The organism is Sphingomonas xanthus (assembly GCF_007998985.1).
GTDB lineage: Bacteria > Pseudomonadota > Alphaproteobacteria > Sphingomonadales > Sphingomonadaceae > Sphingomicrobium > Sphingomicrobium xanthum.
On the sequence record NZ_CP041659.1, the window covers coordinates 986,287 to 999,412 of the forward strand.

14 protein-coding genes are annotated in these 13,126 nt (G+C 64.3%); 6 read left to right on the forward strand and 8 right to left on the reverse strand.

The window, feature by feature from the left end; all coding sequences use genetic code 11:
* Positions 1–4 precede the first annotated feature (4 nt).
* Positions 5–526 (forward strand): acyloxyacyl hydrolase, encoded by a 522-nt coding sequence (locus FMM02_RS04930; protein WP_147493819.1) that lies wholly within the window; start codon positions 5–7, stop codon positions 524–526.
* Here FMM02_RS04930 and FMM02_RS04935 read toward each other — a convergent pair.
* The 3 genes from FMM02_RS04935 to FMM02_RS04945 form a co-directional block, all read right to left on the reverse strand.
* On the reverse strand, positions 523–1,053 hold the full coding sequence (locus FMM02_RS04935; RefSeq protein WP_187107850.1) for a DUF4142 domain-containing protein: 531 nt from the start codon (positions 1,051–1,053) through the stop codon (positions 523–525). The genes FMM02_RS04930 and FMM02_RS04935 overlap by 4 nt on opposite strands.
* 16 nt (positions 1,054–1,069) lie before the next feature.
* Positions 1,070–2,464 carry a class II fumarate hydratase gene (gene fumC, locus FMM02_RS04940; protein ID WP_147493821.1) on the reverse strand — a complete coding sequence of 465 codons (1,395 nt, stop codon included), beginning with the start codon at positions 2,462–2,464 and terminating at the stop codon, positions 1,070–1,072.
* Between the two features lie 81 nt (positions 2,465–2,545).
* Positions 2,546–3,028 carry an SspB family protein gene (locus tag FMM02_RS04945; RefSeq protein WP_147494972.1) on the reverse strand — a complete coding sequence of 161 codons (483 nt, stop codon included), beginning with the start codon at positions 3,026–3,028 and terminating at the stop codon, positions 2,546–2,548.
* Between the two features lie 55 nt (positions 3,029–3,083).
* Here FMM02_RS04945 and FMM02_RS04950 point away from each other — a divergent pair, with 55 nt between their 5' ends.
* Together FMM02_RS04950 and FMM02_RS04955 are read left to right on the forward strand one after the other, a co-directional pair.
* Positions 3,084–3,461, forward strand: coding sequence for an HIT domain-containing protein (locus FMM02_RS04950; RefSeq protein ID WP_147493822.1), 378 nt, complete (start codon positions 3,084–3,086; stop codon positions 3,459–3,461).
* Positions 3,462–3,592: 131 nt separating this feature from the next.
* The gene (locus FMM02_RS04955; protein ID WP_147493823.1) at positions 3,593–5,200 is read left to right on the forward strand and encodes an amino acid permease; all 1,608 of its coding nucleotides are present in this window, start codon (positions 3,593–3,595) and stop codon (positions 5,198–5,200) included.
* A 56-nt stretch (positions 5,201–5,256) separates the two neighbouring features.
* Here the strand turns inward: FMM02_RS04955 and FMM02_RS04960 are convergent, their stop codons facing one another.
* The gene (locus FMM02_RS04960; RefSeq protein ID WP_147493824.1) at positions 5,257–6,249 is read right to left on the reverse strand and encodes an adenosine kinase; all 993 of its coding nucleotides are present in this window, start codon (positions 6,247–6,249) and stop codon (positions 5,257–5,259) included.
* A gap of 100 nt (positions 6,250–6,349) precedes the next feature.
* On the opposite strand from FMM02_RS04960, the gene FMM02_RS04965 reads away from it, so the two are divergent.
* Entirely contained in the window at positions 6,350–6,709 is a 360-nt protein-coding gene (locus FMM02_RS04965) for a hypothetical protein (RefSeq protein WP_147493825.1), read from the forward strand.
* Here the strand turns inward: FMM02_RS04965 and queG are convergent.
* Positions 6,706–7,740: a tRNA epoxyqueuosine(34) reductase QueG gene (gene queG, locus FMM02_RS04970; protein WP_147493826.1), complete on the reverse strand. Its 1,035-nt coding sequence runs from the start codon at positions 7,738–7,740 to the stop codon at positions 6,706–6,708. The two genes, FMM02_RS04965 and queG, sit on opposite strands and share 4 nt — an antisense overlap.
* 29 nt (positions 7,741–7,769) lie before the next feature.
* On the opposite strand from queG, the gene FMM02_RS04975 reads away from it, so the two are divergent.
* Both FMM02_RS04975 and FMM02_RS04980 read left to right on the forward strand, forming a co-directional pair.
* Positions 7,770–8,717: an ABC transporter ATP-binding protein gene (locus FMM02_RS04975; RefSeq protein ID WP_147493827.1), complete on the forward strand. Its 948-nt coding sequence runs from the start codon at positions 7,770–7,772 to the stop codon at positions 8,715–8,717.
* Between the two features lie 2 nt (positions 8,718–8,719).
* The gene (locus tag FMM02_RS04980; RefSeq protein WP_147494973.1) at positions 8,720–9,943 is read left to right on the forward strand and encodes an ABC transporter permease; all 1,224 of its coding nucleotides are present in this window, start codon (positions 8,720–8,722) and stop codon (positions 9,941–9,943) included.
* 28 nt (positions 9,944–9,971) lie between these two features.
* On the opposite strand, the gene FMM02_RS04985 is transcribed toward FMM02_RS04980, so the two are convergent.
* The 3 genes from FMM02_RS04985 to FMM02_RS04995 are packed head-to-tail and all read right to left on the reverse strand — an operon-like array spanning position 9,972 to position 13,126.
* A complete protein-coding gene (locus tag FMM02_RS04985; RefSeq protein ID WP_147493828.1) occupies positions 9,972–10,715 on the reverse strand; it encodes an isocitrate lyase/PEP mutase family protein in 744 nt (247 codons plus the stop codon).
* A 25-nt stretch (positions 10,716–10,740) separates the two neighbouring features.
* The gene (locus FMM02_RS04990) at positions 10,741–12,414 is read right to left on the reverse strand and encodes a dipeptidyl-peptidase 3 family protein (RefSeq protein ID WP_147493829.1); all 1,674 of its coding nucleotides are present in this window, start codon (positions 12,412–12,414) and stop codon (positions 10,741–10,743) included.
* A 46-nt stretch (positions 12,415–12,460) separates the two neighbouring features.
* A complete protein-coding gene (locus FMM02_RS04995) occupies positions 12,461–13,126 on the reverse strand; it encodes a hypothetical protein (RefSeq protein ID WP_147493830.1) in 666 nt (221 codons plus the stop codon).

Below are 13,126 nucleotides of genomic sequence, written 5' to 3' on the forward strand. Positions count from 1 at the left end.
TTCCATGAAGATAGCGGTAATTGTTGCGTTGGCCGTTTCCACCCTGGCTACCCCGGCGCAAGCGAGCGAAGTGTTTGGCGGCCTTTACGTCCATGGAGTCGACACGCCGCTCACCCTCGGCGGGTCGCCTGAAGGCGGAATCGATTTCCAGCTGGGACTTCGAGGTGATCAGATCATTCCGGGGACCGGGCTTGAACCTCACCTGTTCGCCGCGGTGAACAGCAAGGGCGACACAAGTTACCTGTCCGCCGGTCTGTCCTGGAAGTTCGGCGACAAGCTTTACGTTCGTCCAGGCCTGGGCCTTGCGGTTCACAATGGCTCGAAAGCCGATTTCGACAAGCCCGGCAATGGCAGGATCGAATTTGGCAGCCGCCTGCTGTTCGCCCCCGAACTAGGGATCGGCGTTCGCGTCAGCCCCCGCGTAACTGTAGAAGCCAGCTGGGTCCATCTCAGCCACGCCACGATTTTCAGCGGGCAGAACCCGGGCATCGACAATATCGGCGCCAGGCTGAACCTTCGCTTCTAGCGATTCCGCAGCATCTGCAGGTTTCGTCCGGTGGCCGGCGCGGCCATCCGGGCAACCGGTTTCAACGTCGCACTCGAGCCATTTGCGGCGAAGGAGGAATGGGCCTGCGCGGCCTCGGCCAGGACCGGATCGAGTAGCTGCCGGTAGGTCGTCTCCACACTTCCCGAAATCCGCAACCGATCGAGGTCGGCAGCCTGCGCTGCGGTCAGCGAAGCCGTTGGGAGCAGGTCTAGGCGCCGTCCCGCGAAGCTGAGCTGGGAGCCGATGCCCCGCTGGTCGGCGGCGATGGCTTGCGCCAGGCCCCGGAACCGGACATCGCCCGATCGCTGGGCGGCGATTTCGGACGCCCTCACCGCGAAAAGCGCGCTCGACGCCGCGACCTGCATGTAGATTGCGGGCGCAAGCGCTGTCGCCGCGGGAACGACGGCGACGGTGGCCGGCGCCGTGGGTGCGGGAAGTTGGCGCGGCGCGCAGCCGCTAAGCAAGGCTGCGCCGCCGATCAGCAGGCCCGCAATTCGCTTCCACATGTCCACAAGTTCCTCCTTATCGGCCGAGCATATTCTCCGGCCTGACGAGCCGGTTGAAAGTCTCCTCGTCAACCAGCCCCAGTTCCAAACCCGCTTCCTTGAGGGTCTGGCCCTTCTTATGCGCATGTTTGGCAATGGTGGCGGCATTGTCATAGCCGATTTCCGGGGCCAGCGCGGTGACCAGCATCAGCGAACGGTTCATGAGGTCGGCAATCCGCTGTTCGTCAGCCTCGAGCCCGTCGAGCGTGCGCTCGGTGAAGCTCATCATGCCCGTCGACAGGAGGTTGATCGAGCGGATGATGTTCGCGCCGATCAGCGGCTTGAAGACATTGAGTTCCATATGCCCCTGGAGGCCGCCAACGGTGACCGCCACATGGTTGCCCATCACCTGGGCGGCGACCATGGTCAGCATTTCGCACTGAGTCGGGTTGACCTTGCCCGGCATGATCGAGCTGCCCGGCTCATTCTCCGGAAGCTTCAGTTCGCCAAGCCCGCAACGCGGTCCCGAGCCGAGCAGCCGGATGTCATTGGCGATCTTCGACAGGCTCACCGCGATGGTGTTGAGGACTCCCGACAGTTCGACCATCGTGTCATGCGCCGCCAGCTCGGCAAACTTGTTCGGCGCCGAGGTGAAGGGCAGCTGGGTCAGGTTGGCCACCTCCTTGGCGAAGGCATCGGCGAAACCAGCAGGTGCGTTCAGGCCCGTCCCCACCGCGGTCCCTCCCTGGGCCAGCCGCATCACCCGGGGCAGCACGGCTTCAACCCTGACGATATTGTCCTCGATCATCGCCGCGTAGCCCGAAAACTCCTGACCGAGAGTCAGCGGGGTGGCGTCCTGGAGGTGGGTGCGGCCAATCTTGACGAGGCTGTCCCACCGCTCCGACTGCTCGGCCAGCCGGGCGTGGATACGCCTCAGCGCGGGGAGCAGCCGGCGATAGATGGCGATACCCGCGGAAATGTGCATCGCGGTCGGGAAACTGTCGTTCGACGACTGGCCCTTGTTGACATGATCGTTGGGGTGGACGGGGTCCTTGCCGCCGCGGCTTCCGGTTAACTGCTCATTGGCGCGGCCGGCGATGACCTCATTGGCATTCATGTTCGACTGGGTGCCCGAACCCGTCTGCCAGATGACCAGCGGGAACTGTCCGTCGAGGTCGCCCCTGGCGACTTCGCCCGCGGCCTGCTGAATGGCTTCGGCAATGTTCGCGTCGAGCCCGCCGATCCGCGCATTAACCCGCGCTGCGGCCTGTTTCACATAACCCAGCGCGTGGACAATCTCTGCCGGCATCCGCTCCCGATCTCCGAACGGGAAGTTGGCTATCGACCGTTCGGTCTGGGCGCCCCAATAGCTGTCACCCGGGACGTCGATCGGGCCAAAGCTGTCGGTTTCGGTGCGGGTCGGACTGTTCATGAGGGCATATCCATCGGCAGAGGAAGTTGCCGATGCCCCTAGCCAGCGATGCGAAGGGAGTCGAGTTCGCCCGTGCCCGCGCTACTTCTTGCGGGTGAAATCCACGCTGACGACGTTAGAGCCGTCCTCGATCGGTTCGGCGGCAGGCACATCATTCTCGGCCTCGTCATGGTCTTCATGCCCTTCGGGCGCGCCATTGGCCTGGAACTTGAGGCTGAAATCAACCGCCGGGTCGACGAAATCGGTCACTGCCGCGAAGGGCACGACCAGGGTCGAGGGCACTCCGCCGAAGCTCAGGCCGACCGAAAACCCTTCCTCGGTAACCTTGAGGTCCCAGAAACGGTGCTGGATGACGATCGTCATCTCGTCCGGAAAACGCTCGACCAGGTGCTTGGGGATCGAAACCCCGGGCATGCGAGTCTTGAAGGTGATGTAGAAATGGTGGGTTCCGGGCAGCGCGCCCTGCATTTCGACCTCATGGAGCACCCGGCCGACAACCGCGCGCAACGCTTCCTGTACGATTTCATCGTAGGGAATCAGGGACTCAGGGGTTTCCTCATTCATCATCTTTCGTGGTAGCGATGAGGCACCACCGGTCAAGCGGAGTCCAGCGAGATCCATGCCCATCGACGCCAAGCAGCCCTATGACGGGCAGAATATTTTCGCCCGGATCCTAAGGGGGGAACTGCCCGCCAAAACGGTGATGGAGAGCGAGCACAGCCTCGCCTTCCACGACATCCAGCCGCTGGCCCCAATCCATGTTCTGGTGATCCCCAAGGGCGAGTATGTCAGCTGGGACGATTTCACCGCCAGCGCAAGCGAGGCGGAAATCTGCGATTTCGTGCGAACCATCGGCGAGGTCGCACGGATGACCGGTGCCGACACGCAGGGCTATCGCATCCTCAGCAACGTCGGGAAGCGCGGCGGCCAGGAGGTGCCTCACCTTCATGTCCACGTCTTTGGCGGCCAGCCGTTGGGGCCCATGCTTCAGCGGTGATCAGTGCGCCGGGAGCAACAGGCCCTGACGAATTCTTCCTAGGGGATTGCGCCCGTCTTTCGAGCCGCTAGGCTCCGCGCCAGAACAGCGGGCGCTGCATGCACAGCGCCTCGCATTCCAAGGGGAACAGCATGCTTCTAGACCGCGTCAAACCGCTCGACGCCATTCTCGCAACGGCGAAGAAAAAATCGCTGCACCGCACCCTAGGCGCGTTGCAACTCACGCTTTTCGGTATCGGCTGTATCATCGGCACGGGGATTTTCGTGCTGACGTCGGCGGGTGCCCAGAAGGCCGGGCCAGGCCTGATGCTTGCCTTCATCATCGCCGGCGCGGTCTGTGTTGTGGCCGCGCTTTGCTATGCCGAGATCGCGGCCATGATCCCGGTCGCCGGTTCCGCCTACACCTATAGCTATGCCACGATGGGCGAATTTCTCGCCTGGACGGTCGGCTGGGCGCTGGTTCTTGAATATGCCATCGCCGCCTCCGCGGTGTCGGTCGGCTGGTCGGGCTATTTCACAGGTACGATCCTCAACGAATTCTTCAATTTCCAGTTACCTGCCTATCTTAGTGCCGGGCCGCTGGCGCTTGGTGGCGCGGAAGGCGGGTTCATCAACCTGCCCGCGCTGGTCATCGCCCTCCTGATCACCTGGCTGCTGATGATCGGCACGACCGAAAGCGCGCGCGTCAACGCCGTCCTGGTGGCGATCAAGGTTGCCGCGCTCACTGCCTTCATCGGCCTGACGCTGACCAGCGCCTATTTTGACCCTGACAAGTTCAACCCGTTCCTTCCTGCCGGCCTGTTCGGCGGGTTCGGCAGCGGGGTCGGGGCGGTCGGCGCAGCCGCGACGATCTTCTTCGCCTATGTCGGCTTCGACGCGGTCTCGACCGCGGCCGAGGAAACCAAGAATCCGCAGCGCAATGTCCCGATCGGCCTGATCGGGTCGCTGCTGTTCTGCACCGTCTTCTACATCCTGGTTGCCGCCGGCGCCGTCGGCACCATCGGCGGCCAGCCGATCATGGGGCCGAACGGTATTCCCTTCCCGGCTGGTTCCGAAGAGCTGGCCCGCCAGTGCGCGCTGCCTGAATTCCGCGATGCACTGGTTTGTTCGAATGAGGCGCTTGCGCACGTCCTGCGGCAGATCGGCTGGTCCGGGGTCGGCAACATGCTCGGCATCGCCGCCTTCCTGGCGTTGCCATCGGTCATCCTGATCCTGTTGTTCGGCCAGACCCGCATTTTCTTCGTCATGGCGCGCGACGGCCTGCTTCCCGAGAAGCTGTCCGAAGTGCACCCGAAGTGGAAGACGCCCTATATCGTCACCGCGATGACCGGCGTCGTAGTCGCCATCGCGGCGGCCTTCCTGCCGGTCGGCCAGCTTGCCGATATTGCCAATGCCGGAACGCTTTACGCCTTCTTCATGGTGGCAATCGCGGTCATGCTGCTGCGCAAGCAGTCGCCCGGCCGGGAGCGTCCGTTCAGGGTGCCTGCGCTGGTGGTGATCGGTCCGTTGACGGTGCTGGGAACATTGTTCCTGTTCTTCAACCTGCCGTTCGAGGCGATGATGGTACTGCCGATTTGGTCGATCCTCGGCTTCCTCGTCTACTTCGGCTACAGCCGTAGCCGCAGCCATCTCGGCAAAGGCATCGTCGAGGTTCCGGAACTCGATCCCAACGCACCGCCGATCGACGCCCTGCCGTTGCCGGGCACGCCGGTTCCGGGCAGCCCGGAGACCCGCGGCTAGGCCAGGGGTCCAATCGAAAGAGAAGGGGAGGCTTCACCGCCTCCCCTTTTTTTTAGCTAAAGGATATCCGCCGCCAACGCCCTGAGGTCGCGCTCGGGGCGGGCACCATAATGCTGGATCACTTCGGCGGCAGCGATCGCGCCAAGCTTAAGCGAGGCCTCCAGCCCCAGTCCGCGGGCCTGGCCGGCAAGGAACCCGGCCGCGAACAGGTCACCAGCGCCGGTCGTGTCGACCAACCGCTCGATCGGCTCGGCAGTGACCGCCGCGCGTTCGCCGGCGCCGACCGCGATGGCCCCCTTCTCGCTTCGGGTCACGACCAACATCGGCGTCACCCCGGCCAGAGCCGCAATGGCCTGGTCGATGTCATCGGTGCCGACCATCGCTAGCGCTTCGGCCTCATTGGCGAACAGAATATCGATCCGACCATCCCTTAGCAGCGTCCAGAAGCCGTCGCGGTGACGGTCGACGCAGAAAGTATCGGACAGGGTAAAGGCGATCTTGCGCCCGGCGTCCCGGGCCGCCGCCATGGCCGCCTCCATCGCCGCGCGCGGCACTTCCGGATCCCACAAATAGCCTTCGAGATAGAGGATGGCGGCATCGGCAATCGCCGCCGGGTCGATCGCCGAACATTCGAGCATCTGCGCCGCGCCGAGGAAGGTGTTCATGGTCCGCTGCGCATCCGGCGTGACCAGGATCAGCGAGCGCGCGGTAGCACCGACATCGTTGCGCGGCTTGACGAGGAAGGCGATGCCCTGCGCTTCGATATCATGCTTGTAGATGGTCCCAAGCTGGTCGGCGGCGACCTGGCCGACGAAGGCTGCGGCAAGCCCGAGCGCCGCAACCCCGGCCGCCGTGTTGCCCGCCGAGCCGCCGCTGATCTCGCGGCCGGGACCCATCGCGCCGTAGAGCCGAACCGCTTCCGCTTCATCGATCAGCCGCATCGCCCCCTTGTCAAGGCCTTGCTCCGAGAGGAAGGAATCGTCGGCATCGGCGATGACGTCGACGATGGCGTTGCCGATGCAAAGCACGTCGAAGCGGGGCTGTGACATGGGATCTCCGATGATGACTGAGGATTGGCCGCGCCGCCTAGCCCCCGCCGCGGGCCGGCGCAAGCTTGCCAGCGCTGCGCACGCCCGCCACACAGGGCAAATGCGCCGTCTGTTTCCCTTCGCTGCCCTTGGACTTGCCGCTTGCGCCTCGAGCCCGACAACGCAGACCCCCGGCCCGGTAACTTCGGCGCCCCTGCTCAGCAGTTCCCATGAGCATCGCACCCTTGCCGGGATGACCGCGGTCGAACTTGCCCAGCATTTTGGAAGCCCCCGGCTGACAATTCGCGAGGGCGTCGCAACCAAGCTGCAGTACAGCGGGTCGAATTGCGTGCTGGACGCCTATCTCTATCCGCCGGAATCTGGCCAGGGAGTGCCGCGCGTCATTCATGTCGATACGCGCACGCACCAAGGCACCGAGATCAACCCACAGCAATGTTTCGCGGCGATCGAAGGCCGCTAAGCGTCCAGCCGGGCAATCGCCCAGCCGGCGGCCTCGGCAATCACCGGATTGCCGCTTGCCAGGTGCGGTCTTACCGCCTCGATTAACGTTTTGTCGCCGCTATTGCCTGCCGCGACGAGGCAGTTGCGGATCATCCGGTCGACGCCGATGCGCTTGATCGGCGAGCCTGAAAACAGTTCGCGAAACGCGCGGTCATCGAGCGCCAGGAGGTCGGCCAGCGCCGGCGCGACAAGCTCCGGCCGGGCGTGAAAGGCCCGATTGGCCTGCGCGGCGCGGGCGAAGCGGTTCCACGGGCAAACCGCCAGACAATCGTCGCAGCCGTAAATGCGATTGCCGATCGCTTCGCGAAACTCGACCGGGATCGGACCCGCCTGCTCGATCGTCAGGTAGGAAATGCAACGCCGCGCATCGACCAGGTTCGGTGCGACAATGGCCGCGGTGGGGCAGGCGTCGATGCAGCGCGTGCAGCTACCGCAGTGCGGTTCGGCCGCCGGATCAGGCTCCAGGTCCAATGTCGTGTAGATGATGCCAAGGAAAAGCCAGCTGCCATGTTCGCGGTTGAGCAAATTGCTGTGCTTGCCCTGCCACCCGACCCCGGCCGCCGCGGCCAGCGGTTTTTCCATCACCGGGGCGGTGTCGACGAACACCTTGAGCTCGCATCCTGCCTCGTCGGCGAGCCAGCGGCCCATCGCCTTGAGCGCCTTCTTGACCACCTTGTGATAGTCGGTGCCCTGGGCATAGACCGAAATGCGACCCCGGTTCCTTGCCCCGGCCAGCGCCAGCGGGTCATGGGCCGGCGCATAGCTCATCCCCAGCGCGATGACCGACCTTGCGTCCGGCCACAGACCGGCAGGAGTTGCGCGCTGATCGGCGCGATCCTCGATCCAGCCCATGTCGCCATGATGGCCGGCGGCGATCCATTCGCGCAGCCGCTGACCGGCCTCGGGCGCGGAATCGGCGCGGGCGATCCCCCAGGCACAGAAGCCAAGCTCCCTCGCCTTGTCGAAAATCCGGGTCTTGAGGCTTGCCATGATACAACGAGCCTTTACCCATTGCGGCCATGGGGGAAAGAGCGATTGCCGCGCAGGCGAGGGACCTGACAAAGGATTTCGACGGAAAGCGCGCGGTCGACGGCGTCAGCCTGACGGTCCCGGAGGGCCGCATTACCGGCATTCTGGGCCCCAATGGCGCGGGCAAGACGACGACCATCCGGATGATGCTGGGGATCATCGACCCGAGCAGCGGCACGCGCAGCCTGCTCGGTCACGATCAGCCGCTGCAGGTGGCCCGCGAGGTCGGCTATTTGCCCGAGGAGCGAGGCTTGTACCCGGCGATGCCGGCGATGGAGGCCATTGCCTTCATGGGCGCGCTTCGGGGTCTGCCGATTGCCGAAGGCCGACGCCGGGCGATCGCATTGCTCGATGAGCGCGGACATGGCGACTGGGCCAAGCGCCCGATCCGTACGCTGTCCAAGGGGATGGCCCAGACCGTGCAATTGCTCGGCACCATCGTCCACCGCCCCCGACTGATCGTTCTCGACGAGCCTTTCTCCGGGCTCGACGCGCTCAACCAGGAAAAGCTTGAGCAGCTGATCCGCGACCAGGCAGCCGCCGGCGTCACCGTAATCTTTTCGACCCATGTGATCGCCCATGCCGAACGGCTTTGCGAACGCGTAGCCATCATCGCGGAAGGGCGGGTCGCCTTCGAAGGAGCGGTCGACGACGCGCGCGGCCGTCTTCGTCCGATTGTCCGCTTGCGTACCCGGGTCGCCGACGGGGCGTGGCGCTCGGCCCTGCCCGCCAAGGCGCGGCAAGTCGCCGGCGAATGGCGCTTCGAATTGCCGGAAACCGGGCCCGAGCCCCTGCTCAAGGCGATGATCGACGGCGGCGCGGGGATCGAGACATTGAGTATCGAGCGGCCGGGACTGCACGACGCCTTTATCGCCATCGCCGGGGAGGCAGCCGCCCGGGAAATGGGTCATGCGCAGGATCCGGAGGAAGCCGCATGATCATGCCCGAGACCATCCGCGCGGCCTTCGTGATCGCCCGCCGCGACTTTACCGCGACCGTATTCAGCAAAACCTTTTTGCTATTCCTGCTGGGCCCGCTGTTTCCGATCCTCCTCGGCTTCACCTTTGGCGGCATTGGCGCCCGTGTCGAACAGAATAGCGTGCCGCCAGCCGTCGCGGTCATCGCTTCACCGGCCGACTTCCGTCTGCTTCAGCAAGCCCGGGAGCGGCTCAGCCCGCTGGCCGATGACCGGCCCTTCGTCGAACTTCGCCGAGTGGCTCCGGGTAGCGATCCAGCAAGGCAAGCCAGACAACTGCTGTCCGACGACGCCAATCCCGTGCTGGGGGTCCTTGAAGGTGGCCTGTTCGCCCCGCATTTCACCGGCGCCGTATCCGCCGACGGGCGGACGGTCCGCCAGGTCGGCATGTTCGTCGCCGAAGCCCAGAGGCTGCAAGTCCAGCCCCTGCCACCCGGCGGGCAGGGATTGGCGGTAACGCTGACCAGGACCTCGTCGGGATCGGTCGCCTTTGCCCGGGAAATCACCGCGCGCCTCGGCCAGACCGTGTTGTTCGTGCTCACCATCCTTCTTGCCGGCATGCTGCTTAGCCAGCTGATCGAAGAAAAGTCGAACAAGGTGATCGAGGTTCTTGCCGCTGCCGTGCCAGTCGACTCCATCTTCCTTGGCAAGCTGTTCGCGATGCTCGCCATGTCGCTGGTCGGGATCACCGTCTGGGCCAGCGCGGGGGCCGCGGCTATCGCCATCTGGATGGAGGGAGGCCTGGGCGCCATGCCCCCGCCGGCGATCGGCTGGCCGGTTTTTCTGGTGCTGACCCTCGTGTATTTTTCGATGAGCTATCTGTTGATCGGCGCAACCTTCCTCGGGATCGGGGCGCAGGCTTCGACGGTCCGCGAAGTGCAGACCTTGTCGATGCCGGTCACCATGGCTCAGGTGGTTCTATTCGGTTTCGCCTCGCTGGGCGTCGGCAAGCCGGCGAGCGCCGAGGCGATCGGCGCTGCCGTCTTCCCCCTCTCCTCGCCCTTCGCGATGATCGGTCGGGCGGCGGAGCAGGCGGCACTTTGGCCCCATCTGCTAGCGCTGGCCTGGCAGATCCTGTGGGTGGTCCTCATTCTGCGGATTGCCGCGGCGATCTTCCGTCGCAGCGTGCTGAACTCCGGACCATCCCGCCGCTGGTTCTGGCAAAAGCGAAAGGCGAATCTGTCCTAGCCGGGGGCCGGTCCCGGCCATGTCGATTCTATAAGATCGCGGCCCGCGCCGCCTCGGTAAGCTGGGCCATCAAGGCGCGGTGCGGGAACGGTCCATGGCTGATCCGCGCAACGCCCGCGCTCGCCCAGTCGGACTTGGCCGGCGCGCCTGGAAAGGCGATCAGGTTGAGCGGCAAGGGCACTGCGCGCACCACCTTTTCGACTTGGCGCGGGTCGGAAAGGCGGGGAACAAAAAACCCGCTCGCTCCGGCGTCGGCGAACGCCTTGCCGCGGTCAATGACCTCATCGACCAGCGCTGCATCTTGCTGGGCCGCCTTCAGGAAAACGTCCGTGCGCGCGTTGATGAAAAACGCCTCTCCGACCGCGTCGCGGATCGCGGCGATGCGCTGGACCTGGTCGTGCAGCGGGTGGACTCCCTCACCGCCAAGCCGCTGATCTTCGAAATTGCAGCCGACCGCGCCACTTGCCATGAGGCGGACGACATTGGCGGCACCCGCGCCGGGATCGGTCGAATAAGCGCCTTCGAAATCGACGGTCAGAGGCAGGTCGGTCGAATCGGCGATCCGCTTGGCGTTGGCCAGGGCATAGTCGATCGGCACGCCCTGCCCATCCTCCCAGCCTTGCGCGTCGGCCACTGGATGGCTCCCGGTGGCGAGCGCCTTGGCCCCAGCGGCAATCACCGCTTTGGCGCTGCCGACGTCCCAGACATTGTACAGGATGATCGGGTCGCCCGGCACATGGAGCGCAGCGAATCTCTCGAATCTCGATGCCATGGCCGGGCTCCTGTCCTTGCTGCGATCAGATCCGATCCGGATAGTTCGGGCGAATATCGGTCGGGATCGCCGCCATGCTATCGATCACCGACTTGGCCTCGGTATCGAGGACCGCATATTTGTCGAGAAAGGCCTTGGACCCGGCATAGTCGCCATCTCCCTGCAGCCGGACAATTGACCCGACCAGGTCGCGGATCGCGGGGTCGATCTTGGCCTCGTCGATCCGGAAGCGCTTGGCCGAGGAATCCCAGACCAGCGCGCCCTTTTCGCGCAGGTAGCGATATTGCATCGCCGCGCCCTTGCCGTGCGCCTCGCCCACCCCGAACCGCATCGCCCGGAACAGTCCGGCGACGTAGGTCGCGCGTACTTGGTCTTTCTCGGCGGCGGGCAGAATGCCCTTGTCCATCATGTACAAGATGTTCCAGGTGCCCATGACGTCGGCCTTGGCCTCTTCGAAACCGGAACCCAGTTCCTTCAACTCCTTGTCCACTGTCGTCTGGCGGCCGTTAACCCGAATGCTGCCCGGGCCGAGGCTGTGCGACAGTTCATGGAACAGCGTTTCCATGAACATATATTTCTTGGTGACATCGCTCGCTTGGGACTCGACCAGAACCAGCGGCGCCATCGGCGCCAGGATGCGGTCATATTTGGCGCCGAGCACGTTGCGCAGGATGACCTTCTTGGCTCCCTTTGCCTCACGAACTCGCTCATCGTTGGGCAGGTTAAAGGCGATGGTCTGGACGCCTGGCACATTATCGCCGCCGCCCCTGATCTGGTCAGCGACCACGATCGGGCTTTCGAACCCGCGCTGGAAATTCTTGTAGCGCTCCTCGACAGGCAGATTCGCTTCCATTCCGCGAAGCTCGCCCTTGTAGATGTCGAGCGCGGCCGATTCCTTCGGGTCCTTGATGGTGAGGAAGCTCTCGAAGGCCGTTTTCCGGCCGTAAAGCTCGTCGGTGTACACCTCATAGGGGCCAATCGCGATTTCGATGGGCGTGCCGCTCAGGTCCATCCATGCCAGTTCGGATTCGAAATAATCGTCAGTCCGGAACGCCTTAGCGCGCAGCGTCAGGAACATCTTGAGGCTTGCGTTGCTGGTCTTGGCCGCGGCCTGCTCCAATAGCTTGGCCGCGGGTTCGAGCCATTGGCGATATTCGACCGAGTAAGGGACCGCGACCAGCTTTTCGCCCTGCCGTTTGACCACCGTATAACCGCTAGTCAGCGCATCCGCCTCGGATGGATAAGCGGCGAGGTAGCGGTCAAATTCTTCCTTGGTTAGGTCGGCGGGATAAAAGCCCGCGCCCGCAGGCTTCGCCTTGCCGCCGAAGAACGGCTCCTTGTCGTTGATCGGGTCCCACGGGCCGTAAAAAGCGTCGAACCGCTCCAGCAATTTCGAATCCCCGGTCGCCGCTACTTCGGCGCGCAGCGCGTCGTAGCCCGGGGTCGTCTGCCTCTTGTAAATCTCGCTCATCAGCGACGAGGCCTGGATCAGCAGATTGACCACCTCCCGCTCTTCGGCGGTAAGGAAGCTGGTGTCCGTCGCCATGTCGACCGGCGCTAGTTTGGACAGTCCGTCGGCGGACGCCTGGGCGGCGGTTTCGACACCATTGCCGCCGCCGACCTCGTTCGAAACCTGGCAAGCGGTAAGACAGAGGACGGAAAGGGCGGAAGTGGCAGCACGCCAGCGGGACTTCATCATGGCTATGCTGTAGATGCAGGCCCGCGGCTCCGCAAATTTCCTCCGATTAACGGTTGAGCGTTCTCGACGAAAGGATCTTGCCCGCCGCATCGGTCACGACCTCGAGCAATTGGCCGGCGCTGTTCCGGACCTGCCGGACGGTCTGCCCCTGGCCGTTTACCGTCCGCGAAACTTCGGTAAGGCCGGCACGGGCAAGGTCGAGGACCTGGCCGTTTCGAAGCAGCGAACGGGTCACCCCGCCGACCGTGCCGACGGCGTTGTTGGCAACGGAACCCACGGTTCCAACGCTATTGTCGACCGTCGACAGCAGCTGGCTGACGATCTGCGGGTTATTGTCGAGCGTCTGCAGCGTCCGTTCGATGATAGCCCTCACATTGTCGAGCCGAACGATCAGGGTGGCTTGGGCCCGAACGCCCTTCAATCCGATCTTGACCTGATCGACATGGGCGTTGGCGCCCGCCGTCAGCTTCAGGAGGTTCGCGAGCCGGGCATCGAGCGAAATGTCGACATCGAGATTGGCGACTTCGATCGTCAATTCCTCGACCGAAAGATTGGGGATATCGAGAAGCACGTCAGGCTGGTCGGCGCCCGCCATGGCCGCCTGCGCGAGCGGCGAGGGCTGCTGCGGTTGTGCCTGCCGAGATTGCGCCGCCACCTGCGTCGGCAACAGAAAAGCGCCGGCCAACATCGCCGGCAACAAGAAACGCCGCAT

Coding starts and splice junctions, on each gene's coding strand:
- FMM02_RS04930 (WP_147493819.1), top strand. CDS start 5: ATGAAGATAGCGGTAATTGTTGCGTTGGCCGTTTCCACCCTGGCTACC.
- FMM02_RS04935 (WP_187107850.1), bottom strand. CDS start 1,053: ATGTGGAAGCGAATTGCGGGCCTGCTGATCGGCGGCGCAGCCTTGCTT.
- fumC (WP_147493821.1), bottom strand. CDS start 2,464: ATGAACAGTCCGACCCGCACCGAAACCGACAGCTTTGGCCCGATCGAC.
- FMM02_RS04945 (WP_147494972.1), bottom strand. CDS start 3,028: ATGAATGAGGAAACCCCTGAGTCCCTGATTCCCTACGATGAAATCGTA.
- FMM02_RS04950 (WP_147493822.1), top strand. CDS start 3,084: ATGCCCATCGACGCCAAGCAGCCCTATGACGGGCAGAATATTTTCGCC.
- FMM02_RS04955 (WP_147493823.1), top strand. CDS start 3,593: ATGCTTCTAGACCGCGTCAAACCGCTCGACGCCATTCTCGCAACGGCG.
- FMM02_RS04960 (WP_147493824.1), bottom strand. CDS start 6,249: ATGTCACAGCCCCGCTTCGACGTGCTTTGCATCGGCAACGCCATCGTC.
- FMM02_RS04965 (WP_147493825.1), top strand. CDS start 6,350: ATGCGCCGTCTGTTTCCCTTCGCTGCCCTTGGACTTGCCGCTTGCGCC.
- queG (WP_147493826.1), bottom strand. CDS start 7,740: ATGGCAAGCCTCAAGACCCGGATTTTCGACAAGGCGAGGGAGCTTGGC.
- FMM02_RS04975 (WP_147493827.1), top strand. CDS start 7,770: ATGGGGGAAAGAGCGATTGCCGCGCAGGCGAGGGACCTGACAAAGGAT.
- FMM02_RS04980 (WP_147494973.1), top strand. CDS start 8,720: ATGCCCGAGACCATCCGCGCGGCCTTCGTGATCGCCCGCCGCGACTTT.
- FMM02_RS04985 (WP_147493828.1), bottom strand. CDS start 10,715: ATGGCATCGAGATTCGAGAGATTCGCTGCGCTCCATGTGCCGGGCGAC.
- FMM02_RS04990 (WP_147493829.1), bottom strand. CDS start 12,414: ATGATGAAGTCCCGCTGGCGTGCTGCCACTTCCGCCCTTTCCGTCCTC.
- FMM02_RS04995 (WP_147493830.1), bottom strand. CDS start 13,126: ATGCGGCGTTTCTTGTTGCCGGCGATGTTGGCCGGCGCTTTTCTGTTG.